30 protein-coding genes are annotated in these 22,185 nt (G+C 69.5%); 6 read left to right on the forward strand and 24 right to left on the reverse strand.

Annotation, left to right across the window (positions count from 1 at the left end):
* Positions 1 to 48 precede the first annotated feature (48 nt).
* The 24 genes from LY44_RS11285 to LY44_RS17665 all read right to left on the reverse strand — a co-directional run bounded on the left by LY44_RS11285 (position 49) and on the right by LY44_RS17665 (position 18,921).
* Positions 49 to 543 (reverse strand): DUF4376 domain-containing protein, encoded by a 495-nt coding sequence (locus LY44_RS11285; RefSeq protein ID WP_055209930.1) that lies wholly within the window; start codon positions 541 to 543, stop codon positions 49 to 51.
* Positions 543 to 1,487, reverse strand: coding sequence for a pyocin knob domain-containing protein (locus LY44_RS11290; protein WP_055209931.1), 945 nt, complete (start codon positions 1,485 to 1,487; stop codon positions 543 to 545). Before LY44_RS11290 ends, LY44_RS11285 begins: the two co-directional genes overlap by 1 nt.
* Positions 1,487 to 2,425: a hypothetical protein gene (locus LY44_RS11295; protein WP_013067720.1), complete on the reverse strand. Its 939-nt coding sequence runs from the start codon at positions 2,423 to 2,425 to the stop codon at positions 1,487 to 1,489. The genes LY44_RS11290 and LY44_RS11295 overlap by 1 nt, the downstream gene beginning before the upstream one ends.
* Positions 2,422 to 5,310: a hypothetical protein gene (locus tag LY44_RS11300; RefSeq protein WP_111396014.1), complete on the reverse strand. Its 2,889-nt coding sequence runs from the start codon at positions 5,308 to 5,310 to the stop codon at positions 2,422 to 2,424. Before LY44_RS11300 ends, LY44_RS11295 begins: the two co-directional genes overlap by 4 nt.
* Positions 5,311 to 5,360: 50 nt before the next feature.
* Positions 5,361 to 5,594: a hypothetical protein gene (locus LY44_RS11305; protein ID WP_055209934.1), complete on the reverse strand. Its 234-nt coding sequence runs from the start codon at positions 5,592 to 5,594 to the stop codon at positions 5,361 to 5,363.
* Between the two features lie 77 nt (positions 5,595 to 5,671).
* Complete coding sequence (locus tag LY44_RS11310) at positions 5,672 to 6,028, reverse strand: hypothetical protein (protein ID WP_055210022.1); 357 nt, start codon at positions 6,026 to 6,028, stop codon at positions 5,672 to 5,674.
* 5 nt (positions 6,029 to 6,033) lie between these two features.
* The gene (locus LY44_RS11315; RefSeq protein ID WP_013067716.1) at positions 6,034 to 6,474 is read right to left on the reverse strand and encodes a phage tail protein; all 441 of its coding nucleotides are present in this window, start codon (positions 6,472 to 6,474) and stop codon (positions 6,034 to 6,036) included.
* 10 nt (positions 6,475 to 6,484) lie between these two features.
* Positions 6,485 to 6,853, reverse strand: coding sequence for a DUF3168 domain-containing protein (locus tag LY44_RS11320; protein ID WP_055209935.1), 369 nt, complete (start codon positions 6,851 to 6,853; stop codon positions 6,485 to 6,487).
* Positions 6,853 to 7,356 (reverse strand): HK97-gp10 family putative phage morphogenesis protein, encoded by a 504-nt coding sequence (locus LY44_RS11325; protein WP_055209936.1) that lies wholly within the window; start codon positions 7,354 to 7,356, stop codon positions 6,853 to 6,855. Before LY44_RS11325 ends, LY44_RS11320 begins: the two co-directional genes overlap by 1 nt.
* Positions 7,353 to 7,688, reverse strand: a complete 336-nt coding sequence (locus tag LY44_RS11330) for a phage head closure protein (RefSeq protein WP_055209937.1) — start codon at positions 7,686 to 7,688, stop codon at positions 7,353 to 7,355. The genes LY44_RS11325 and LY44_RS11330 overlap by 4 nt, the downstream gene beginning before the upstream one ends.
* A gap of 2 nt (positions 7,689 to 7,690) precedes the next feature.
* Entirely contained in the window at positions 7,691 to 8,284 is a 594-nt protein-coding gene (locus LY44_RS11335; RefSeq protein ID WP_065118385.1) for a head-tail connector protein, read from the reverse strand.
* The gene (locus tag LY44_RS11340) at positions 8,284 to 8,790 is read right to left on the reverse strand and encodes a hypothetical protein (RefSeq protein WP_055209939.1); all 507 of its coding nucleotides are present in this window, start codon (positions 8,788 to 8,790) and stop codon (positions 8,284 to 8,286) included. The genes LY44_RS11335 and LY44_RS11340 overlap by 1 nt, the downstream gene beginning before the upstream one ends.
* Before the next feature lie 54 nt (positions 8,791 to 8,844).
* A complete protein-coding gene (locus LY44_RS11345; protein ID WP_055209940.1) occupies positions 8,845 to 10,170 on the reverse strand; it encodes a phage major capsid protein in 1,326 nt (441 codons plus the stop codon).
* A gap of 135 nt (positions 10,171 to 10,305) precedes the next feature.
* Positions 10,306 to 11,214: a S49 family peptidase gene (locus LY44_RS11350; protein ID WP_055209941.1), complete on the reverse strand. Its 909-nt coding sequence runs from the start codon at positions 11,212 to 11,214 to the stop codon at positions 10,306 to 10,308.
* Positions 11,215 to 11,217: 3 nt separating this feature from the next.
* Positions 11,218 to 12,522 carry a phage portal protein gene (locus LY44_RS11355; RefSeq protein ID WP_111396015.1) on the reverse strand — a complete coding sequence of 435 codons (1,305 nt, stop codon included), beginning with the start codon at positions 12,520 to 12,522 and terminating at the stop codon, positions 11,218 to 11,220.
* Positions 12,519 to 14,192 (reverse strand): terminase large subunit, encoded by a 1,674-nt coding sequence (locus LY44_RS11360; protein ID WP_055209943.1) that lies wholly within the window; start codon positions 14,190 to 14,192, stop codon positions 12,519 to 12,521. The genes LY44_RS11355 and LY44_RS11360 overlap by 4 nt, the downstream gene beginning before the upstream one ends.
* The gene (locus LY44_RS11365; protein WP_065118387.1) at positions 14,176 to 14,616 is read right to left on the reverse strand and encodes a phage terminase small subunit P27 family; all 441 of its coding nucleotides are present in this window, start codon (positions 14,614 to 14,616) and stop codon (positions 14,176 to 14,178) included. Before LY44_RS11365 ends, LY44_RS11360 begins: the two co-directional genes overlap by 17 nt.
* Before the next feature lie 124 nt (positions 14,617 to 14,740).
* The gene (locus LY44_RS11370) at positions 14,741 to 15,115 is read right to left on the reverse strand and encodes an HNH endonuclease (protein ID WP_013067705.1); all 375 of its coding nucleotides are present in this window, start codon (positions 15,113 to 15,115) and stop codon (positions 14,741 to 14,743) included.
* Positions 15,116 to 15,237: 122 nt separating this feature from the next.
* The gene (locus LY44_RS11375; RefSeq protein WP_081024355.1) at positions 15,238 to 16,149 is read right to left on the reverse strand and encodes a hypothetical protein; all 912 of its coding nucleotides are present in this window, start codon (positions 16,147 to 16,149) and stop codon (positions 15,238 to 15,240) included.
* Positions 16,146 to 16,757 (reverse strand): hypothetical protein, encoded by a 612-nt coding sequence (locus LY44_RS11380; RefSeq protein WP_055209945.1) that lies wholly within the window; start codon positions 16,755 to 16,757, stop codon positions 16,146 to 16,148. The genes LY44_RS11375 and LY44_RS11380 overlap by 4 nt, the downstream gene beginning before the upstream one ends.
* A 173-nt stretch (positions 16,758 to 16,930) precedes the next feature.
* Entirely contained in the window at positions 16,931 to 17,596 is a 666-nt protein-coding gene (locus LY44_RS11385; protein WP_111396016.1) for a hypothetical protein, read from the reverse strand.
* A gap of 109 nt (positions 17,597 to 17,705) precedes the next feature.
* The gene (locus tag LY44_RS11390; RefSeq protein ID WP_055209946.1) at positions 17,706 to 18,026 is read right to left on the reverse strand and encodes a hypothetical protein; all 321 of its coding nucleotides are present in this window, start codon (positions 18,024 to 18,026) and stop codon (positions 17,706 to 17,708) included.
* Positions 18,023 to 18,469, reverse strand: a complete 447-nt coding sequence (locus LY44_RS11395; protein WP_013067700.1) for a hypothetical protein — start codon at positions 18,467 to 18,469, stop codon at positions 18,023 to 18,025. Before LY44_RS11395 ends, LY44_RS11390 begins: the two co-directional genes overlap by 4 nt.
* A complete protein-coding gene (locus LY44_RS17665; RefSeq protein ID WP_146707234.1) occupies positions 18,466 to 18,921 on the reverse strand; it encodes a hypothetical protein in 456 nt (151 codons plus the stop codon). Before LY44_RS17665 ends, LY44_RS11395 begins: the two co-directional genes overlap by 4 nt.
* On the opposite strand from LY44_RS17665, the gene LY44_RS11400 reads away from it, so the two are divergent.
* The 6 genes from LY44_RS11400 to LY44_RS11425 all read left to right on the forward strand — a co-directional run bounded on the left by LY44_RS11400 (position 18,920) and on the right by LY44_RS11425 (position 22,120).
* Positions 18,920 to 19,264 (forward strand): hypothetical protein, encoded by a 345-nt coding sequence (locus tag LY44_RS11400; protein ID WP_023917193.1) that lies wholly within the window; start codon positions 18,920 to 18,922, stop codon positions 19,262 to 19,264. The genes LY44_RS17665 and LY44_RS11400 overlap by 2 nt on opposite strands.
* Positions 19,265 to 19,856: 592 nt before the next feature.
* Positions 19,857 to 20,075, forward strand: a complete 219-nt coding sequence (locus tag LY44_RS11405; RefSeq protein ID WP_146707235.1) for a hypothetical protein — start codon at positions 19,857 to 19,859, stop codon at positions 20,073 to 20,075.
* A gap of 69 nt (positions 20,076 to 20,144) precedes the next feature.
* Positions 20,145 to 20,438, forward strand: coding sequence for a DUF2312 domain-containing protein (locus tag LY44_RS11410; RefSeq protein WP_055209948.1), 294 nt, complete (start codon positions 20,145 to 20,147; stop codon positions 20,436 to 20,438).
* A gap of 86 nt (positions 20,439 to 20,524) precedes the next feature.
* Complete coding sequence (locus tag LY44_RS11415) at positions 20,525 to 20,737, forward strand: hypothetical protein (protein WP_055209949.1); 213 nt, start codon at positions 20,525 to 20,527, stop codon at positions 20,735 to 20,737.
* 196 nt (positions 20,738 to 20,933) lie between these two features.
* Positions 20,934 to 21,233, forward strand: coding sequence for a helix-turn-helix domain-containing protein (locus tag LY44_RS18560; RefSeq protein ID WP_223230687.1), 300 nt, complete (start codon positions 20,934 to 20,936; stop codon positions 21,231 to 21,233).
* 104 nt (positions 21,234 to 21,337) lie between these two features.
* Positions 21,338 to 22,120, forward strand: a complete 783-nt coding sequence (locus tag LY44_RS11425) for a tyrosine-type recombinase/integrase (RefSeq protein WP_223230761.1) — start codon at positions 21,338 to 21,340, stop codon at positions 22,118 to 22,120.
* Positions 22,121 to 22,185: the final 65 nt, after the last annotated feature.

The raw sequence follows: 22,185 nt of genomic DNA on the forward strand, positions 1-22,185 counted from the left end.
CGCGGCTTGCCGCCCGGCGGGCGGTGACGGTGACGGCGCCCGAGGGCATCAGAAGGTGAGGGCGACCGCGGCCGGGTCGGCGGCGGCGCGGATCTGCGCGGCCAGATCGGCTTCGCGGTCGAAACAGGCCTGCACATGGGCACGCACGGCCAGCGCGAGGGCGATGATCTGCGGCGCGCTCAGCGCGACGAACTCCCCGGTCGCAAGCTTCCAGCGCAGGGTCAGGGCCGGATCGAGCTGGGCGGCAAGGGCGGCGGCGGTGAGGCGGCTCTGGCTCAGATCGTCGGTCTGCAGGCGCAGCCCGTCGTGCTCGATGCCGCGGGCGATGGCGGCGTCGCGCGCGGCCTTGAGATTGGCGAGCGCCTGATCGACCGAGAGCCGCGCCGGGGCCGGTTCCCAGCCCTCGCCGGTCCAGAGATGATCGGCCCCGGGGCGCAGCGGCACCTCGGCCGTGCCCTCGGGATAGGCGGTGCGAAGCGCCGCCTCGGGGGTCCCGATGGTCTGCCAGTAGCCGTGGGCGGGGTGGAAAAAGCCGTGTTCCATCAGCGCAGCTCCGCCCAGGTTGCGGGCGCGGCGCCCTCGAACCGGTAATAATGCCCCGCGGGGACGACGGCCTGATGCGACATGATCCGCAGGGTCGAGCCGGTCCCGGTCGCGGCGATCAGGATGTTGGCGGGGGCCGCGACGCCCAGATAAAGCGCGGTGTTCGCCGTCGTGCCGCTTGTGGTGATGCTGACCGCGATCGGGCGCCCGGTGGTGTTCTGGTAATTGGTTCCGGCGAGGCGGGCGGCGGTGACATCCTGCCAGGACTGCGCGACCCCCAGCGCCAGCGCCCCGATCAGCCCGTTGATCTCGCTTTGCGAGCCATGCAGCCGCACCCAGGCCCGCCAGGTGCTGGCGGCGCGCCAGCGGATCCACTGCCCGGTGTCGCTCTCGCCCTTGTTGTGGCCCCAGACCAGCTGGACCGCGGCCGAGCCGTCGTAAAAGATCGTCAGCACCATCCCCGCGCCGGTTGCAAAGGGGGTGTTGTCGGTCAGGGAAGCGGTGAAGCGGTTCCAGCCCGAGCGGGTGATCGCGTTCAGATCCGTCACCGCCTCGGCCAGGGGGGTGACCGTGCCAAGGCCGAGCGTGGCGCGTTGCGCGGCCGCATCCGCGTCGCTCGCCAGCGCCAGACCGGCGGCGCTGGCATTGGCGAGGATCGCCTTTCCGGCGCCGGAGGCGGTCAGGAATTCCAGCGCGGTTGCCCCGGCATTGACGGCCATCAGCTTGCCGCCATTGCCCCTCAGCGCAAGTCCGGTCCCGGCGCCCGCCGCAAGCGCCGCGGCCAGCGCCGCATCGGCCTGGGTCTCGGCATGATCTCCGAGCGCGTCGAGATACTCGGCGAAGGTCTTCCAGAACAGGAGCGAGGCTTCCATGCGCGCGCTGAAGGTCTCCGGGTTGGAGCGCAGCGGCGGCGGCGGGACGGTCGGTTTGGCGGGTTTTGCCATCAGACGATTCCTTGTACTTCGATGGAGATCAGCGACCAGGCGTCGGTCTGATAGGCCGCGCGGTAGCTGCGATAGAATCCGTAGTTGATCGCCGCCTTGCGGGGATCGTCCGAGCCGATCCAGACCGCGGCGGTGCCGCCGCGCAGGCTGCGCATGCGGGTGTCGAAGCCGAGCAGCCGGGCGTTCGGCAGGCAGGTCTCGAAGGTGCTGAGCCGGGTTGCGGCGCGGCGCACGGTGGTCAGATCGCCGTAATCGTCCTGTTTGACATAGGAGAAATCGACGCCCTGAAACCCGGTGCCGCCGATCACCGGGCGCCCGAGCGCCCAGACCGGGCCGAGGACGATCTGCCCGACGCTGACCTGCCCGCCGCGGCGGATGGCCTCGATGGTGATCTGCGCGGCGGCATAGGGCGGCAGATCGGTGAGGACGAATTCGGAGAGCTCGGTGATCGGCTCGACATAATAGCCCAGCCCGTCGCTGACGACGGTTTCGTCCTGCATGGCGATCGCGCGGCGGTAGACCACGGCCCCGGCATCGGTCATCGTCACGCGGATCTCGGCGGCGCTGATGCCAAAGCCCGCGACGCCGCCCACGGCCACGCCGGGGGCGAGGGTGACGCGGATGATCTCGGCGGCGCGGGCCAGAACCGAGGGCTTGCCGTCGAAAAGCCGCCAGCGGTTGGTGGCGCCGATCACCTGCCAGAAGACCGGATCGGGGTCGTCGATCAGCGGATCGGCCAGCGCTGCCTGTTCGAGATCGGGATCATGGCCGGTGTTGTCGCCCTGGAGCGCGCGATAGACGGTATGGGTGGCGGGGCTGATCACGAAGGCGCCGCGGGGATAGGTGGTCTGCGCGTTCCAGCGCGGAAAATCCGTCTCGGGGATAGAGCAGGAGATCAGCGTCGCATCGGTGACGGCAATCGGGGTCAGGATCTTCATCGCGCGGGGTCCAGGCTCATGCGCTCCTGCACGGCCAGCAGCCGGGCGGTGAGGCGGGCATTGTTGATGTCGCCTTCGCGGATCGCGCGCACCACCTCGGCCAGCAGGCCCTGCACGGTGGCATCGGTGCCGGTCAGGCGGCGGCGATGGCCTTCCGAGGTCGCGGCATAAAGCGCCTCGGCGCCGCTGCGATAAAGCGACTGGGTGTCGAGATCCTTCAGCGCCGCGGTCAGCGCCTGGGCCTGATCGGTGATCTCGGCCATGGCCGGGGCCAGCTGGATCAGCTTTGCGGCCAGATCGCTGTCGCCGCTCGCAAAGGCGGCGTCGATCAGCTGCCGGAAGGCCTGGCGCGAGCCGGGCAGGGCGTCGATGCCGAGCCCCGCCAGCGCCTGCGACAGCTCTTCGCGTGCCTGGGCGAGGCGTTCGGCGGGGCTGTAGAACCCGGCGTAATAGCTGCTGACGGCCTCGGACATGGCCTCAAGGCCGCCGAAGGCCCCGGCCCATTTTGAGGCCGCATCGGCGCCCGCCAGCGAGGTGTCATAGGCGGTCTTGCCGAGCCGGTCGAGCCAGGCATTGGCCGTGGCCAGCGCCGAGGAAAGCCGGGTCAGGGTCTCGCTTGCGCTCTCGCCCCGGCGCGCGAAGGCCGAGGTGAAGGCCGAAAGATTGCCGCTGACGCCTTCGCCCGCGGCCAGGATTATCCGCGCCAGTTCGTCGGACAGCTGCGTGAATCCCGCCCGGATCGCCTCTTGCGCGTCGCTGTCGGAGAGCCCGTGGGTGGAGATCTTGATCTGCGTCGCAAAGCCCTTGAGCGCGTCGCGCCCGGCGATGCCGAGCGTGTCGGCCATGTCCGCGACACCGCCCACGATCCCGGCCACCGCGGCCTCGATCGGGTCGGCAATCGCCGCACCGGCTTCGGTGAAGGTCTCGCGGGTCTTCTTCGACAGCCCCCAGAACCGCGAGGTCTTCGTCTTGCTGAAGGTCTCGACCAGCGTGTCCATGTCGGTGACGGTCAGCCGCAGCCCGGCGTCAAGCTGGGTGACCTTCTTCTTGAAGAACGAGAAGACCACGCCCACCCCGGCAAGGATCGGCAGCGCCGCGCCGATGGCGGCGCCGAAGGCCCCGAGGCTGCTCGTCGCGCTGCCGACGACCGAGGAGAGATAGGTGCCCGCGGCGCCAAGGCCGCCGCCCGCCCCGAAAAGCGCGGTGCCCAGCCCCGCCGCGCCCGAGCCGATCGCGCCGAGAAAGCTGCCCGCGGTGCCAAGGAGGCCGAGCGGTCCCGCAAAGCCGCCCGCCGCCGCCCCGGAGACGGCCGCGCCCGCCGCCCCCGCCGCTGCCCCCGTGGCGGCGCCGCCGCTGACGCCAAGGCCGAGCGAGAGCGTGATCCGGTTTTTGAGAAAGAGCGCCACGACCTGCTTGAGCGCGTCCCGGGCGAGGCTGACCAGCCCCTTGAAGCCGCCCTGAAACCCGTCAAGCATCCAGTCCACCGCGCCTTCGACCGAGGACCGAACCCCGTCCCGCAGCGCATCGGCAAACTCCTGCGCGGCCTTTTGCGCCTCGGTCAGGCCCTTCTTGACCTTCTTTCCGGCGCCGGAGCCCGCGCCCCCGAGACCTGTCAGCGTGCCCTCGGCTTCGGTGGCGGCCGCGCTCACCTCCTGCGCGGCCGCGGCGGCGTCTTCCGCCCCGATCTGCAGGTCGCGCAGGGTTTGCGTGATCCCCGCATCTGCGCCCATCAGCCGGGTGCCGAACAGATCATTCATGCCGTCGGCAAGTGCCCAGGTGAACTCCACCCATCCCCCGGCCATGTCGCGCAGAACCTCGAAGAACTTCGCCTTGAGCTTGTACCAGGCGGCGGCAAAGCCCCCGGCCTTGCGCACGGCATCGAGGATGGCAAGGCCGAGCTCGCCCATGGCGACGACGAGCACGCCGACGCCGGTGGCGGCGATCGCGGCGCGCAGCCCGGCCATGGAGACCGAGAGCGCCATCGTCGCCAGACGCGCGGCGAGCGCGGCCGCCTGCCAGGCGATCAGCCCGGCGGTGAAGGCGGCGGCATAGGCGGTCAGATGCGGCAGCGCCGCCATCAGCCCGTCGATCACCCCGCGCAGGAACCCGCCCTCGCGCATGGCATTGACGAAGGCGCGCGCCATCGCCTCGACCGCCGGGGCGAGATCGGCGGCAATGCGGTTGCGCGTGGCCTCGATGACGACCGAGATATCGTCGAGCGCCCGCTCGGCCGCGCGCAGCGCGGTGATCGCATCGGTCCCGAGGACGGCGCCAAAGCTCGACGCGGTCTCGCCCAGGCGGGCCATTTCTGCGCCATTGGCGCGCAAAAGCGGCAGCAGCAGCGTGGAATCGCTGGCGATGGCCTCCATGTAGAAGGTCATCTCCGCCTGCGAGAGGCCCGCTTTCTCCAGGCTCGACACATAAAGCTGCAAGGCCTGCGGCCCCGAAAGATCGCGAAACGCCTGCGCGGTCACGCCGACGCGCGGCGCGATCTTTTCGAAGAAATCCGCCATCGCGCCGCCGCCGGTGGAGAGATAGTCGCCCACCTTGTCGTTCACGTCCTTGAGGATATCGGCGAGCTTCTCCTGTTCGATGCCGACCGTCCGCGCCCCGAAGGACCAGTGCTGCAGCTCCTGCGCCGAGGCGCCCGCGACCTGCGACAGGCGGGTGATCTCGCGGGCGGAACGCGCGGCCGCGGTGACGATCGCGGCCAGGGCCGGGCCGCCGATCGCCGCGCCGATGGCGGAGACCGCGGCCGAGGCGGCCATGGCCGCGCCCTTGAGCGTGCCGAGCGAGGCCGTCGATCTGGCGACGCCCTTTTGGAAACTGGCGCTGTCGAGACCGAGATTGACGCGCAGCGCGCCGATCACCGCGGATGCAGACATGGGCATTCCCCGAAAAGACAGGGCCGCCCGAAGGCGGCCGGTTGAGCGGATCAAGGCCGGGGGCGCAGCGCCATGGCGATCAGCGCGCCCCGGACCCGTTCATGGTCCACCTCGCGCGCGCCCTGCGCGGGGGCGGCGGTGGCGGCGGTGTCGTCCGGCCGGAACTCCGGCAGGTGTTGCGGATCGTGGAAGGCAAAGGCCACGAGCCCGGCGAGCTGGTGATTGAGGGCGCGGGCGGTCTCGACCTCGGCGCGGCGCTGCGCGGCGGCACCGCGCAGGATCATCACCGCCTCGCGCGGGGTCAGATCCCAGAAGCCCGGATAGTCCTGCCCGGCCTCAAGCCAGGCGCGCAGCAGCGCGTTCAGGGGGTCCGTTTCTTCCGGCTCGCCCCGTTTCCCCCGGTCTCTCCGGCGTCCCCGGTCTGGGCGCCCGCCTGCGGAAAGGCGGCGCGGATCGCCTCGCCCAGAAGCCTTGCCGCTTCGGTCTGGCCGATCTCGTCCATCAGATCGCCCGCCGCTTCCTCGGTGAGGCCCTCATGCGAGAGCGCCGCCCAGACCATGCGGCGGATGCGCCGCGTGTCGCCGGGGCTTTGTTCGAGCGCGGCCATCGCCTCGAGCAGGGTCTCGCCCGCGGCGTCCTGGTAGCGGACGAGGGCATTGGTGGAGAGCCGGAAATACCGCTCTCCGGCGAAGGGCACCGCGCCGCGCAAGCTGGTCATGCCGGTCATGCCTTCGTCCCCTTGGTCCAGGTCACGTTGCCGGTGGCGCGGATGCTGATCGTCATGGCGATCAGGCCGGTGACGTCGTTGCCCTCGACCTGCGGGGTCGGGAAGCCGCGGAACTGGAAGACATCGCCGGTCTTCTGGCCGGGGGCGGGTTTGAGGGTGGTGCGGTAGTAAACCGGCTCGTCGCGGAGGGAATCGGCGATCTGCTGTTCGTAGCCCGCGGCGGTATAGCCGCAGGGCACCGAGATCTCGCCCGCGTCGCGCATGCCGCGGATGTATTCCTTGAAGCCGTTCGGGCTGTCGAGCGAGGTGGCATCGATGTAATCGGTGCTCGGCGCGGGGATGGCGATGCCCTTGCATCCGGGGATTGCCGTCCAGGCGACGCCATCGGTGGAGCGCTCGACGGTGGCGCCGTAAGCGATGATTTGACTGTTGGCCATGCGGCCCTCCTCAGCTGGTGAAAACCGTGATGAAATCGAGCGAGACCCGGAACGGGGCCTCGCTGTCGTGTGAATCGCGCGTGCCCGCGTGAAAGACCCCCTGAAACCCGCCGCCGCTGTAGCCATCCAGGACGGCGCGCACGGCGCGGGAGAGGCGCTTGGCCGCGCCGTAGCTTTCGGCGTAGCAATCGACCTGGACGCGGCCGCGGGAAATGCCATCGGGGCCGGAGAGCAGCAGCCCGCCGGTCTCGGCGATCGTCCAGAGCACGAGGCGCGGGCAGGCGGTGTCCTGCGGGTTGGCGCCGAAATCGATCCGGTCGCCCGCCAGCGCCGTGACCGCGCCCGAGGCCAGCAGCGCGGCGCGAAAGCTCTCTTCCATCAGCCCTTCTCCTTTGCGGCCGCGCGTCGCGCCGCCTTCTCGATCTCGACCCAGAGCGTCTTGCCCAGCCGATCGAGGGTGGGTCTGCCCTCGGCCTCCCAGGCGGGGCGCAGGAAGGGGCGGGGCGCGGTGCCGGGGTGCTGGGTTCCGGCGAATTGACCGCGGTTGCGGTGCGGCTTGGTGCCGAATTCCACCAGATGGGCGTGATTGCCCGCCTGTTTGTAATCGGGGCCGAGGAACATCTCGACCGCGGCCTTGCCCTCGGCCTGCAGCTTGCGGTTTGCCTGCTGCTGGCGCTTGCTGAGCTTCGTGCTGATGCTGATCGAGCGCTTCAGATTGCCGGTCGGCCCCTCGGGGGCGAGCGCCGCGGCCAGATCCACCACCGGCCGGGCGGCGGTCTTCAGCGCGCGCCGCATCACCGCTTTCGCCGTGGCGGTCCTTTCGATCTGCGCCAGCGCCTGTTCGAGGTCGCGCAGCCCTTCCAGCTTCACCGTGCCGGTCATCCGGCCGCCTTTCCGATCATGATCGCCGCAAGGGAGAGCTCGATCAGCCCGGCGCCCGGGGCGCAAATCCCGCGGATCTCCCACAGCTGGCCGCGCGCCCGCACCCGGTCCGCGGCGGTGATCTGGCGGGCGAGGCGAGAGGCGCGCAGGCGCAGCCTTGCATCGCGGCGCGTCCCGATCTGCCCGGCGGCGGCGGCTTCCTCGCCCGCGGTCTCGCGCAGGCTGGCCCAGAGGGTCGCATGTTCGTCCCAGCCGGTGAGGCTGCGGCTCAGCCCGTCATCGCCGAGCCGCGGGCGCAGGATCGTCGCCCTTGTGTCAAGGCATTCGCCCATTCTCAGCCCCCCGAAAGCCCGCCCGCCATCACGCGCGGGCGCAGATAGCGGGCTTGCCGGAGCATCGCGCGCGCCCCGAAGGAGAGCGCACCGGGGCTTGCCGCCTCGCCTGCGATGGTGATCCCGGCCGCGTGCCAGTCCCGCGCGATCAGCACGATCGCCTGGCGCAGCGGCAGGAGCGCCGGGCTTTCGGGATCGGCGCCGACCGTGGCGGTGATCGTGACGGGGCAGGGGGCTGCGCCGGAGGGCAGCGCGCCCGCGGCAAAGTCGAGCCGCGGTTCGTCATGGGCGAGGCGCAGCCGCCAGCGCGCCGGGTCAAGCGCCTGCGCGCCCGTTTCGGTCTCGACCACCACCTGCGCCACCGCCACCACCGGCGCGCAGGGAAACCACCAGCGCCGCAGGCCGGGCACGGCCTCCAGCGTGATCTCCACCTCGCGCGGGCCGAGCGGGCGGTTCGTCGCCTGTTCGACCAGGCTTTGCGCCGCCGCAAGACAGGCCGCGAGGGTCGCGTCGTCTTCTGTCCCCTCGTCCATGTGGGTGGCGCGCTTGAACTCGGCGACGCTGACCACGCCCGGGACCGGTCCCAGAACGCGCATCAGCCCGCGCGCCCCTGCACCGGCGGGGCGCCGTCTTCGCCGTCGTCGTCAAGGTCTTCGCCTGCGCCGTCGTCGTCAGGGTCGACGAGCACGAACTCCGGCTCGGGCGCGTCGTCGTCGGTCTCGTCATCGGGGCCTTCCGCGGCGGGGTCGGCGGCGTGATCGGCGGCGGGCTCTTCCTCTTCGGCCGGATCTTCCCCGGCCGCCGTCCTGGTGGTCAGCGGCACCGCCTTGCCCCGGGCCACCAGCGCCGCGGCCTCAAGCGGATCGAAGCCCGCCACATCGCCCGCATGATAGGGCGGCGCGGCGGCGAGGAAGGTCAGCACCACGCGCTTGCAGGCTTCCGGCCCGGCCGCCGTGGCGGGCAAGGACGGCGCGGCCTTCACCGCCTCGGCCGCGCCGCTGGCGATCAGCGCGCGCGCGACGGGGGCCTCGAACCCGGCAATCTCGCCGGTGTTGTAGGGCGCGGAGCCCCGCAGAAATCTTACCGTGACCAGCCTGGCCATGTGTCATTCCTTTCCGATCAGGGACCGGGCCGCGACCGGGCGCGGCCCGGGGGATCACAGCGCCCAGCCGATGCCCTGCAGCCCGGCGATCGCCACCTCATGTTCGGGGGCAAAGTCATGCTCGGCGATGGCGCGCATCAGCGTCTGGTCATTGGCAAAGGCCGATTGCATCTCGCCATTGGCGTCGAGATAGGCGGCCTCGGTCGATTGCGCGATCCGCAAGAGGCCGCTTTCGCCGATCACCAGATAGGAGAAATCGGCAAACATCACCTCGGTCTCGTTCGCCCCGGCGCCAAGGTTGTTGGGCAGCTGGGTGGTGGTGTGGATCGGAAATCCCATCAGCTCGCCGCGCGCGTCGATCGAGGGATAAAGCGCATTGCCATGCAGATCCTTCAGCGCGGCCAGGAAGTTCTTCGCCCCCGGGCGCATGATCCAGCCCGGCGTGACCATCAGGATATTGGCATCCTCGACCAGCGAGACGAGCTTGCGCAGCGCCTTGTCGATCGCCAGCGCGTCGGTGCCCGCCACCGCGCCCAGCCAATGCCCCGCCGGGATCCAGTTGCGCGCGCCCTTGGGCGCCTCGTTCGTGCCGTCGCCGCGCAGGAAGGCCAGATCCTCGCGCGCGCCCATCACCTTGAGCAGATCATCGCGCACCAGCGCGCCCATCTGCAGCGAGGAATAGGAGAGCAGCGAGTTCGAGATCGGCACCAGCGCGCGCAGCTTCTTGAAGCTCTGGTCGACGGCCTCGAAGCCCGGGGCGCTGGCGCGCGGCGCCACGGTCTCGCCGCCATAGCCTGCGCTTGCGCTGCCCGCCTGACGCGCCTTGCGCAGCTGCCCCGCGGGCATCGGCACCACCCGCGCCCCGGCGCGGCGCATCACCACCCGCGGGCGCAGCATCTCGATCAGATCCGCGGCCAGCGGGCGCGGCACCGTCACGCCGCCCGCGGTCGCATCGGTGGCGTTGAGCGCGGCCGCGACCTGGCCGAAGCCCGCCCGCTCCAGCTGGGCGACGGCGCGGCCCAGATCGCCCTTTTGCGCCGCGAGCGCGCCGACGATCAGCCCGACCTCGATGCCCTTGTGGGCGGGGTCTTTCGGCACCGCCGCCACCCCCGGAGCCGGAGCCGCGCCCGGGGTCGCGCCCGGATCGGTGTCGCCCGGCCCCGCGGCGGCGGCCTTTGCGGCTTCCACCGCCTCGGCGCGCTTCACCTGCTTGTCGGCGGCCTCGAAGGCGCCCTGCGCCGCCGCAAAGGCGGTTTCCGCCGCGCTGATCGCCGCCGCATCGGGCGTCTCGGCCGCTTCCAGCGCGGCCAGCGCCTCGGCCCTTTCGGACATGCCGTCCGCCGCCGCCTTTCGCGCGCGGCGCAGATCATCGATCGTCATCGTTCTTCCTTTCCGAGAGTCCGGGATCCAAGGCCGCGGCGCCGGGCGCGCGGCCACATTCCCCGCCGCCACCGCGCGCGGGGTCACACCGGCCGGGGCCGGGATGTCTTAGAGACGGGCCTTCGCCGGGATATCTTAAAGACGGGCCTTCGCCCGGGCCGCGGCGGCCAGCGCCCGCGCCCCCCGCGCCAGACCCTTGCGGGGGGCGCGGGCATGGGCGGCCCGCAGCCGGGCATAAAAGGCGGCGCGGGTCTCGATCCGGTCGGCGAGCCCGCGGGCCAGCGCCTCGGCGGGATCAAAGACCGCGCCGCCATCTTCGGGATCGTCGCTGACCGACAGCCGCGCGGCGAGATCTTCGGGCGCGATGCCGCGCCCTTCCGCCACCGCCGCGTGAAACCGCGCCTCGGTGCGGTCAAGGCCGCGGCGGATCTCGGCCTTGCCGTCCTCGGTCGCCGGATCGGGCCATTTTGCCCGGGCATGGCGCGAGGTGAAATCGAAGAGCTGCACCCCCGAGGCGGCGCCCGGCGCGACATTGGCCGCCGCCGTCACCGCCACCCCGATCGAGCCCACCGCCGCGCCGGGCGTCATCACCAGCTCGCGCGCCTGGCTGGCCAGCCAATAGCCCGCCGAGGCGGCAAGCGGCGCGGCCAGCGCATGGACGGGCTTGACCGCCGCCAGATCGCGCAGCGCCGTCACCGCATCCTCGATGCCAAGCGTGTAGCCGCCCGGCGTGTCGAACTCGACCACCACCGCCGACACCGCAGCATCGGCGGCGAGCTCGGCGCAGGCCTCCGCGATGCCGCGATAGGTCGCCCAGCCCAGATAGCGTTCCAGAAGCGCCGAATTCGGCGTCAGCAGGCCGCGCACCGGCATCACCGCAAGGCCGCGCTCGCGCGTGTAGCGCGCCGGATCGCCCGCCAGGGCCTGCGGCTCTGCCGCCGCCGCTGCGGGCCAGGCCGTCGCCAGAAGATCGGCGGCCCGCGCCGTGTCCAGCGCCATCAGCCCGCCGCCCGCGGCCAGCACCTCCCGCACCGTTCTGCCCATCGCTCAGTCTTCCTTCCCGGTTGCGGCCTCGTCCTTGCGCGTCATGTTCGGCGGCGGATAAAGCGCATCGCCGCCCGCGATCGGGTCCTTGCCCTCGATCGCGCGCCCCTCGTTCGGCGTCAGGATCGGCCCGCCCACCGCCTTGGTGATCGCCTCGTAGCGTTCCTTCGTCGTCGCCATCAGCAGCGCGTCATACTGGTGGCGCAGGAACAGCCCGGCGCGGCGCTCGGCCGCGCTGAGCAGCCCCTGGCCCAGACCCGATTCAAGGAACCGGCCCCAATGCGTCAGGCATTCGGCCTTGTAATCCAGCGCCTGCTGCTCGCCGTTCGCCTTCACCCCGTATTCGAGCATCTGCAGCTTGGCGGGCGGCACCCGGTAAAGCGCCGCGATCTGTTCGCGGTCGAACTTCTGCGAGGCCAGCAGCTCCAGATCCGCCGCCGAAAGGCCAAGCGACTTGATGTCGTCGCTCTGTCCGATGATCAGCACGCCCTCGTCGGCATCCTCGGCCATCGCCGCCTTGAGCCGCGCCCGCGCGCGCTGCCAGGTCTCGTCATCGGCGCCGAAATCCTCGAGCTTCGCCACCGCCTTGAAGCCCTTGCCGCCCGCCAGCCGCGCCGCCGCCTCCTGACGCGCCAGCGCAATGCCCAGCGTCTCGGCCGCCACCTCGATCGGGCTGCGCCCGGTCCAGCCGTCCTCGGCCATGTAGCGCAGATGCGCCATCACCCGCCCCGAAACGCGGCGGTGTACCTGCGCGCCGTCCTCAAACTCGTAATACCGTTCGCGCCCGGCGCGCAGCACGGTGCAGTGATCGGGCCGGATCGCCTCGATCAGCGTGACCTCGCCCGCGCCGTCGCGCGGCGCAAAGGCAAAGCCGCGGCCGCGCAGGGTGAAGGCATAGCCGATGGCGAAGCGCATCACATGGGCGGGCACGCCGGGCGCGGCTTCGGCATTGAGCAGGTGATCAAGCGGATGGTCGCGCAGCCGGATCTCGCGCCCGCTGCCCGCGCGCTGAAACACGCCGAGCGGCAGCTTTGCCAGATCGCCCGCGATCACCGTGCAGGCGGCCACCACGGTCGCATGCTTTTGCGCCAGATCGGGCGTCACCCGCGGCAGGCTGCGCACCCGGCTTGCGCCCGCGATCCCGAACTCCCGCCAGCCCGCGTCGTGCGAGACGGGCAGGGCGGCCGCGCCCGCCGTCGCCCGCCCCAGGGCCGGTCCGGTCAGGGCCGGTTCGATCCGCGCCGCGGCAGGCGGCATGGCAGGCGGCATGGCACGGGCGCCCAGGCCCAGAAGACCGCGCAGGTTCATAATGTCTCCACCCCTCTTGCTTGTTTGCGCCTTCGCTCGCCCGCGGCGGCGCGTCCCACCGCCATGATCATCGCCACCGCGGCATCGATCCGCCCGGTCGAGCGTTTCTTGTTCGGCTTGATGTTCTCGGCCGCGTCCTCGTCGCGGTGCACGTTGCCCACCTGCCAGGCGAGCACCGGATTGCCGCCGTGGCGGAGGCGGTTTTGCGCCACCAGTTCCTCGACCCGCTTCATCGGGTTCGACATGCTGGCAAAGCCCTGGCGGTGCTCGACCATCGGCAGGCGCCGCTTTGCCAGCCGGTCGGCCATGTACTTCATCCCCCAGGGATCATAGGCGATCTCCTGCACCGCGAAGGTCTTCGCGATCCAGCCGATCCGCGCCTCGATCTGCGCCTCGTCGATCGCGCCGCCGGTATGCACCTCCAGCCAGCCCTGGTCGCGCCAGGCGACATATTCCCGTTTCTCCTTTTGCGCCCGCACGATGAAGCCCTTCGGCCCGGCGGGCAGGAAGGTATAGGCGATCAGGTAGATCAGCCCGTCGAGCGGCACCGCGACGACAATCGCCGTGGTGTCGATCTTGTTCGACAGATCCACCCCCACCCAGGCATCGCGGCCGTAAAGCCTGCGCGGATCGAAGGGCGCATCGGCCGCGCCCTGGTCCCAGCTCTCGCGCGCGATCCACATCTGCTCGCCCTCGGTCCAGAGGTTGCAGTGGAAGCGCTTGAAGTTCGGCATCGAGGCGGCGATCGCCGCCGCTTTCGAGGCCGCCTCGTGCATCTTCCCGATCGGCTTCGACACGCCGAGGTTCGGATTGCCCATCGGCCAGAAGGCCGGATCGAGCGGGTCGCAATCGGCGGGCGGCTCGGCGACGAAGCCGAAAAAGGCGTCATCGGTGATCGCGCCGCGCAGCACGCCCTCGGCATAGCCGCGCAGCTCGCCGCAGAGCGACTGGCGGTCATGGCCCGCGGTGGTGATCACCCAGTCGATCGGCTGCGCCCGCGCGATCATCGATTCGACGATCGTTTCGGCCAGTTCGCGGTCGGTCCAGCGGTGCATCTCGTCGCGCGCCAGAAAGCTCGGGTTGATCCCGTCGCTGGAATCGCCATCGCGCGACAGGCACTTGATCACCCCGTCCACCCGCGGCGTGACGATCTCGTGGCGCATCGTCTGCATCATCCTGCAAAGGACCGGCGAGCGCTTGACGATCCGCCCCACCTCCTTGAACAAAAGCCCCGCCTGATCGCGCGTCGTCGCCGCGCAAAAGCCCTGCGGCGCCGCCTCGCCGTCCAGAAGCTGGGTGAACAGCATCGGCACCGCGGTATCGGTGGTCTTGCCGTTCTTCTTGCCGACCTGATGATAGGTCGAGCGGAACCGGCGCAGCCCCGAGCCTTCGCGCTTCCAGCCAAAGACCGAGCCGTGCCGGAACACCTGCCAGGGCTGCAGCTCCAGCGGCCTGCCCGCCATCGGGCCGACCGTATGTTGCAGCATCCGCGCGAAATTGATGATCCGGTCGGCGGCGGCGCAGTCGAAGTAAAGCCCGCGTTCGGCGCCGGTGTCGAGATCGCGCAGATGGCGCGCGCAGGCCAGCCGCACCAGCTCGCCCGCCACGATCCGCCCCTCCATCACATCGGTCGCATAGCGCGAGACCGGGTGATCAAGCGCAGGGCGCATTCACCGCCCGCATCAGATCCTCAAAAAGATCGCCCTGGCTCGCCGCGCCGAGCCGCTTCTCGTCGATCGGCGAGAGCCCGAAAAGCGCGCCGAGCCGGATCATTCCCTCCAGCGCGGATTTGCGCAGATGCACCTCGGGGCGGGTGCGCTTCTGGTTGCCGTTGCGCCCCGCGCCGGTCTCGTAGGTCACGCCGTTCGCGCCGATATCGCGCGTCATCGCGATATAGACCGCGACCTCCTCGCAATAGCCCGCGAAGAGCTCGTGATAATGCGGCTCCAGCCGCTTGAGCCGGACCAGCTGCGGGGCCAGCCGCAGCCAGACCGCGCGCGCATCCGCGCTCATGAACTCGGGCGGCGCCGGAATGGTCTCGTCTTCGCCCTTCATCGGGGTGACGATCCTCAGAGTGCCTTTCGCGCCGCGCATGCCGCCCCCCGTGTTCCTTCCTTCCAAGTGGGTTTTTGATCCCAATTTCCCGCCCGCGAAAACGGAGCTCCTCCCGCCGGTGCGGGGGGGAGGGGGCCAGTTTCCGGATACCCCCCGGGGGGGCTCAGTCCGCGCCGTGCCAGATCTCGCGCGCGGTCTTGCGCGAATGGCAGCGCTTGCACAGCGGCTGCCAGTTCGTCCGGTCCCAGAACGCCCGCGCATCGCCCCTGTGGCGGGTGATGTGATCGACCTCGCGCGCGGCTTCGATCACGCCCAGTTCGGCGCAATCGGCACAAAGCGGATGCGCCGCCAGAAAGGCCGCCGCCGCCCGCCGCCAGCGCGGATCGTGATAAAGCGCGTGCCAGCGCGTGGCCTCGGCCGAGCGTGCGGCTTTGGCCTTGCGCTCCCGGTCACGGGCCAGATGTTCGGGGCAACGCGAGCCGCCGGGCAGGGCCAGCGCCTCGCAGCCCGGCGCCGAACACAGCTTCCTGATCGCCATGTCGTCCCCGGAAAATAAAAACGCCCGCAAGGCCGGTCAGCCTTCGGGCGCAATTCGAGATCATGCAAAATCCATACGCAGTCGCGATTTAACGGTCAAGCGCAAAGTCGCATTCGTTTTGGTCAAGCGCAAAGTCGCATCCGCTCCAGGGCCGCCGCCAGCGCCTTGCGCAGGGCTTCGATGTTCTGCCCGCTCTTCGCCCAGCCATGCGCCAGCAGCACATCGCCAAGGCTCTGGCCCTGCAGGCAGAAACCGTCGACCAGCGCCCGGTCCGCGATCAGGCGCGCGCCGCCCTCTTCGGCGCGTTTCGAGGGCCGCACCCGGCGCACCGAGAGCGCCGCGCCGGGGCCGATCCGCGCCTGCATCCGCGCCAGCCGCGCCGCCGCCTGGGCGTGCCGTTCGATCCAGTCGAGCCCGCCCGCGCCGCCGCCGCCGAGCCGCCCTTCGAGGCTGGAGCATCTGACCCCGCCCGCCGAGACGAATTCGGCCAGCGCCGCATAGCTGCGCCCCGCCAGAACCTGCCCGGGCGAGAACGGCGCCGCCTGACCGCGCCGCTGCGCCGCCCGGTCCATCTTGTCGAAGAGATCGGCGCGGCGCACCGCATCGCGGCCGCGATAGCCCGCCGGTTCCGCGGCAAAGCCCGCGGCGCCCTTCGGCACCATCGCGACCGGCTGAAACCGCAGCGCGGCGCCCCGCGCGGGCGCGGCCGCGATCTCCGGCCCGCAGCTTTGCGGCGCCGCCGCCCGCGCCATCACGCAGGCCTGCGCCAGCGCCTGCATCCGCGTGACTGAGAGCACCACCTCAAGCGGGCCACCCGCGCCGCCCCGTCGCGCCCAAAGCTCGCTCCGCGCCACCGCTTTCGTCGTCAGCGCCCAGTCAAGCACCTCGACCCAGAAGCGGAACTGTGCCCGATCGCGCGCGGCCAGCGCCCGGATCGCCGCGGGATCGGCCGTGCCCGTCAGATGGCGCACCGCCAGATCCGCCAGAACCGTCGCGGGAACGACCCGCCCCCCGGGAAATGTCATCAGGCTCATGCTGCGCGATCCTCTGCATCCGAACTCTTCATCATCGCCTCCGCCAGCGCCAGATCGGCGTGATAGGCCTCCAGCCAGGCGTGATCCTCGCGGCGCAGGCTGCTGCCGCGCTCCAGCATCTGGCGCAGCCCGGCGCGGCGGCGGGCATTGTCGGCGGCCTCTTCGCGCAGCTTCGAGATCATGTAACGCCCGGGCGGCGGGCCCAGCCGCCGGGCCATCCGCATCAGCTCGACCAGATAGCCGCCGTCGCGCGCCTCGCGCCCCGCCGCCGAACGCAGCAACGAGGCGACGTAATCGCTTCTTTGCGGCGGCGGCTGTTCCAGCCCATAGGCCCAGCTCAGCAAGAGCGCCGGTTCCGGCCAGACCCCGCGCGCCTGTTTGAGCGCCATCTCGCACAGGCCCCGCAGGTTCTGTCGGCTCATGTAAGACAGCCTGCGCGCGATCATCGCCTGATCGCGGGCATGGTCCCCGGCCGTCACCTTGCGGCTGCGCCGCAGCCCGGCCATCGGCCCGAGCAACTCGGCGCGCACCCGCGCCTCGCTCCGGCCCCCGTCCGGACGTTCACCGTCCGGCCGCTCCACGTCCTGTTCCTGATCCTGCCCTGTCATCTTCCCTGCTCCTTTCTCAGCACTTATCCACATATCCACAGGTTCGCCCGCCCGGGCCTGCCTGAGGATCGGCCTCTATCCCTTTCAATGTCTTGTCCTTTTCCCTGTCGTGCAGGACAGTCCGAGAGTGTCCGGGACTGTCTTGACACTGTCTTTCGGACAATCTTGGACAGTTATGGCCGGTCCGATCTGGCCCGCATGGTCAGCGCCAGCATGTGATCCGACCAGGCCGCCAGCGCCCGCTCGACCCATACCGAGGACCGGTACTCGCAGCCCTGGCTCACCAGCCATTCATCCATGAACAGCAGCGCCGCATCGTTCTTGGCCAGATCCGCCGCATAGCCGGAGATCGTGATCCGCAGCCGCTGGCGGCGCTTGGCGGCATTGGCCGCCTCGTTCTTCGCGCGGTTGTCTTCCTTGCGCGCGATCGCTTCGGTCAGGGTGCGCAGCACCATCGGATGCATCAACCGGATCTCGCCGCCATCGCAGCGGCAGCGCTCCCAGCGGTGCAGGGGGCCGTAGGGCAGGCTGCACAGCGCCCGCATATGCACCGGATCGACCATCACCAGCCGCGCCAGAATGTCGGTGTCGATCGGCAGCGTGCCGACCGGCGACTGGTCATAGGAGATGAAGATCAGATCCAGATAGAGCGCCCGGCATTCGGCCGTGCCGCGCAAGCGCATGTCGGAGTTCAGCCAGCGCCGCCGTTCCCAGGGCACGAAGTAATGGCTGTCGAGCCGGTCTTCGTTCGACAGCGGATAGTCGCGGATCTCCTCGGCGCCCACCGGCTTGAAGAGCGCGGCGCGCTGTATCCCGGCCCCATGGAATGCCTCAACCATCGCAGATCCTCCCCGCGTTGAGAACTGCCCCGCCGACAGGCGGCAGCATCACCTTGCCCTGTGCCCGCGGCCCGCTGATCAGCTTCATGCCCATCGTGCCGCCCCGTCCTCAGAACGCCCGCGCCAGCAGGTCATCGACCTCGCCCAGCTCGGGCGGCACCTCGACCCCGGCAAAGGCCACCGCCATCGCCGCCCAGGGCGCGCAGCCGATCCGGTCCAGAAAATGCAGCATGCGCAGGCTCGGCACCGCCAGCAGCACCAGCGCGCCGCCCTCGGGCGGTCCCTGCACCAGCCGCACCAGCCCCGCGGCGTCGCAAAACCGCTCGACCGCGTCGATCTCGCCATCGCCCAGAAGCGCCAGCCGGTCGCGCATCAGCCCCAGAAACCGCGCCATCCGCCCGGTCTCGATCCGCAGCGCCGCGCCGCTCATGGCCGCCCCCGCGCCGCCGGGTCATAGGCCAGCGGCTCCAAGAGCTCGATCAGCCGCGCCGCCAGCGGGCGCATCTGCGCCGCCTCGCGGTGATCGACGTAACCATCTGCCACCGCTTCGGAAATCTGCATCACCAGCTCGCCCAGCGAGGCCGCCACCCGCAGATGCTCGGGCTCGCCCGGGCTTGCCTCATGCGCCATCTGCCCGCAGGCCGCCAGAATGTCGCTGGTAAAGCTCGGCCCCAGCACCGAGCAGATCGACAACAGCGCGTTCAGCTGCGGCGTCGCCCCCTGCACATAGCTCTCCAGCGTCCGCGTCGGGATGCCCGTCGCATCCGACAGCGCCGGAAACGAAAACCGCCGCCCCCGCCCGACCCGAAGCCGCAGCGCATCCTCGATCCGCCGCGCCGCATCTTCTTGCGAAATCAAAGTGCCGTTTCTCATGGGAGACGTCCCTCCGCACCGTCAGGATGACGCGTATCGGTCAAGGAATTTTGGGAAAGGTCAGGTGCCATTTGAACGGCAGGCAAGGTGCGAAGACCCGGCGCAAGGCTCGCGCCCTCGGCAACGGCTGGGGGATCAGGCCAGTCGAAGAAATGCTCCGGCCGCAGATCGATTCCGCGCGCCCGCGCCGCGGCGAGGAGCGCCTTCTGGCAGTCCGCAGGGATCAGCCCATCGGTGCCGCCGCGCGCGCGGGGATACTCCCAACGCCGCACCCTCGCGGCGCTGCGGCAGGTCATCTCGGCAACGGCATCGTATCCGCCGCAAATCTGGATCACTCGTTTGGCAGGGTTCAACATGCCGAGACATTGCGATAATCGCAATGTTCGGTCAAGTGACGACTTGCGATTTTCGGCAGTTTTCGATTTTCGCAGCTTTTGCGATGCTGCGGCCATGGAAGTGATTGACGGAAACTGGATCAAGCAACGCCTGACAGGCCGGAGGGGCGAGAAAACCGAACTCGCTCAAGCTCTCGGCATTTCTCTGGAGAAGGTCACCAAGACACTCTCGGGCAGTCGTCGGGTGCAACCCGAGGAGATCCCGAAGGTTCTGGAGTTCTTCAGGGCGCAAGGGGGGCGGACTAGGACGGACACCTTTGCAGCGATCTTCGAGCATCTTCCACCAAAGCTGCAAGAGCAGGCGGAAGAGTTTCTTCTCTACCTAAAAGCGAAAGCAGAAAGTCCAGAAGAAGGTCCTGTTGATCCGCAGAAAGCGCCTCGGCATGCTTCTGAAAAGTGACTGCGTCCACCCTGACCCCCTATCTCCAAGGGCCGGAACCTTACGGGAACATTGTCCGCGTTCAAGCCGCCAGATCTTGCGGTCAGGTACCCACCAAACCGCAAAAAGAGACATGCGGCGACATTAGTTTCAAAAGAATCAATATGTTATGAGCGCTGACGAGGGCGCTTGCCGAGAGGCCCCCGGAAAGCGGATCGCGGGCAGGCTCGGCACCGAGGCGATTGCCCTTTTCGCACTGCCACCTTGAGAGTGGCGACTATGCTTTCACGCGATGAAAATGGCCGCCCGTCGGCAGAAAGATTGCGCCTGCCGCCGAGCGACGCGCCCAGGGCACGGTCCCCCGCATCGCAGCGTCGCAACCTTGGAAGAATTGCACGCAGATCGACCGCCGCTGTGGCGCTGCCTTCACCGTCGCTCGGCCTTGGCCTCGCCGGAAAGCGGGGCTTTTGAGCTTCGGTCCCCCAGGGCCCGCCCGTCGAAGTCCCCACGAATCGAAGCAAATGAAAAGTTGCGATAAGCGCAACTTCATGGCTTGACCTGCGATTGCGATTATCGCAACAATACCGCACCAACCACCACACAGGAGGCAGTGATGCGGCGCGACGAACCCAGATTTTTGCGACTGCGCGACGGGCTTGCCGTGTCGCATCACCCCTCGCTCTCGTTTCCCGCCTATGCGGCGATCCTCGCGGCCACGCTGCTCTTCGGCCATCTGGGCCTGCGCACCGCCTTGAACCTCACCCTCGCGCTCGAACCGCACATCTGCCACCCGGCCCTTGCGGCGGCGCCTCTCTATCCCGAGTGCCGCTGACTCCCGGCCTGGCACCTGGCCCGGGCGCTCAAGCGACGCCGCGCCCGGGCCCTTTTTCCAGGACACAGGATGCTGGACCAGACCCCGATGAAAGAGACCGCCGCCGATCGCGCGGTGCGCGATCGCGCCTATGCCGTCGCCGCCGACGAGCTGCGCCAGTTTGTCGAACAATACGAGCAGCTTGACGCCGAAAAGAAGGACATCGCCGAGCAGCAGAAGGACATCATGGCCGAGGCCAGAGGGCGCGGCTATGACACCAGGGTGATCCGGAAGATCATCGCCCTGCGCAAGCGCGACAAGGCCGATGTCGCCGAGGAAGAGGCGATCCTCGATCTCTACAAATCCGCCCTCGGCATGATCTGAGATCCCGTGCGCCCACCCGCACGGGCATGGCTGCGGCGCGTCATCCCCCCTCCACGCGCCGCAGCCCCCCAACACGCGAGCCCCCCATGACCTTTCCTGTCCGCGTCGAAGTCATCGACCCAGAGCTTGACGAAGTGATCCGCGACACCGGCCGGTGCGAGATCGACTATCACACCCCCGCCGGTCGCGGCTGGCTGCAGGGGCAGATCATGTCCCGGCTGCTGAGCGGCCTTGCGCTGAAAATCACCCCGCTGGCCCGCCCGCGGCACGGCATCCCGAGAGGCAGGAGCGAAACATGACCATCATCGGCGCTATTCTTGTTTTTGTGTCCGTCTTGGTCAACCGGCAAAGCAGGCCAGTATCATTTGCTGGAACATGGAGCGTTCTCCGGCCCGGGGTCTATGAGCATGTTCCGCGTCGGAAAAGCCCGCGCTGGCCGCCTGCTCGATGGGCGCACATGGGACGAAATGCCGGGAAGCAAAGGGGGGCAAGCCAATGACCAAACATGACCAGCGGCCGTTCACCCCGGACACCCTGGCCGATCTGTGGGGCGTCTCTCCGCAGACGGTGCGCAACTTGATACACCGGCGCGAACTGCGCGCTTACAGAGTCGGCCGCCTGTTGCGCATCAAACCCGACGCCGTCGAAGAATACGAAAGGAACGCGGAGCAATGCCCGACATCAGCATCGGACGCCTGCGAGGCGGATATTGCGTCTACTGGCACGACGATACCGGACGCCGCCGCTATCAGCTTGAGGCACGCACCAGAAAGGAGGCCGAGAGCGAGGCAATAGCCGTCTATCGCCAGAAAGCCGCGGCGTCGACCAGCGTGGCGACGGTGTCCTCGATCTGGGCTGATTACGTCCGTGACCTTGGCGACAAGCCGACCGCAAAGACGATGGGCTACACCGGCAAGGCGATCCTGCCCGCCTTTGGCCACATGGCGCCAGAGCAGATAGACCGCACCGCCTGCCGCGCCTATGCCGCGGCGCGCGAGGCGGCAGGCATCTCGCAGGGCAGCATCTGGACCGAACTCGGCCACCTGCAAAGCGCGCTGAACTACGGCAAAAAAACGCGCCTTTATGCCGGGGAGGCCGTGCACCTCTGGCGCCCGCCGAAACCGGATCCTGAAAAGCGCATCCTGAATGCAGGTGAGGCGCGGCGGCTGATCGAGCACGCCAGCGCGCCGCATATCCGCCTGGCGCTGATCCTGTTGCTCGGGACCGGCGCGCGGGTCGGCGCCGTGCTGGATCTGACCTGGGACCGGGTGGATTTCGAGCGCAACTGCATCAACCTGCGGATCGCCGACAGCAAGACCCGCAAGGGCAGGGCCATCGTGCCGATGAATGCCAGCGTGCGCGCCGCACTGGCGACGGCGCGCGAGGCGGCACTGTCCGATTCGGTGATCGAATATGCGGGCGGGCCGGTGGCGTGCATCCGCAACGGCGTGAGCGCGGCGGTGCGCCGGGCCAGGCTGGGGCATGTCACCATCCACGAGCTGCGCCACACCGCGGCGGTTCACATGCTCGGGGCAGGGGTGCCGCTCGAGAAAGTCTCGCAGGTCCTCGGCCACAGCAACACCGCAGTGACGTTCCGAACCTATGCGCGCTACCTGCCGAACCAGATGGACGATGCCGTCGCGGCGCTCGATTTCATGAACCTGCGGAGGGTTCCGAAGTGACATACTAGGTTCACCGAACCGGAGCGCGCTTCGCTGAAATGAAGAAAGCGCCGGAAAAATCCAGC

The organism is Rhodobacter capsulatus, from assembly GCF_003254295.1.
Lineage (GTDB): Bacteria > Pseudomonadota > Alphaproteobacteria > Rhodobacterales > Rhodobacteraceae > Rhodobacter > Rhodobacter capsulatus.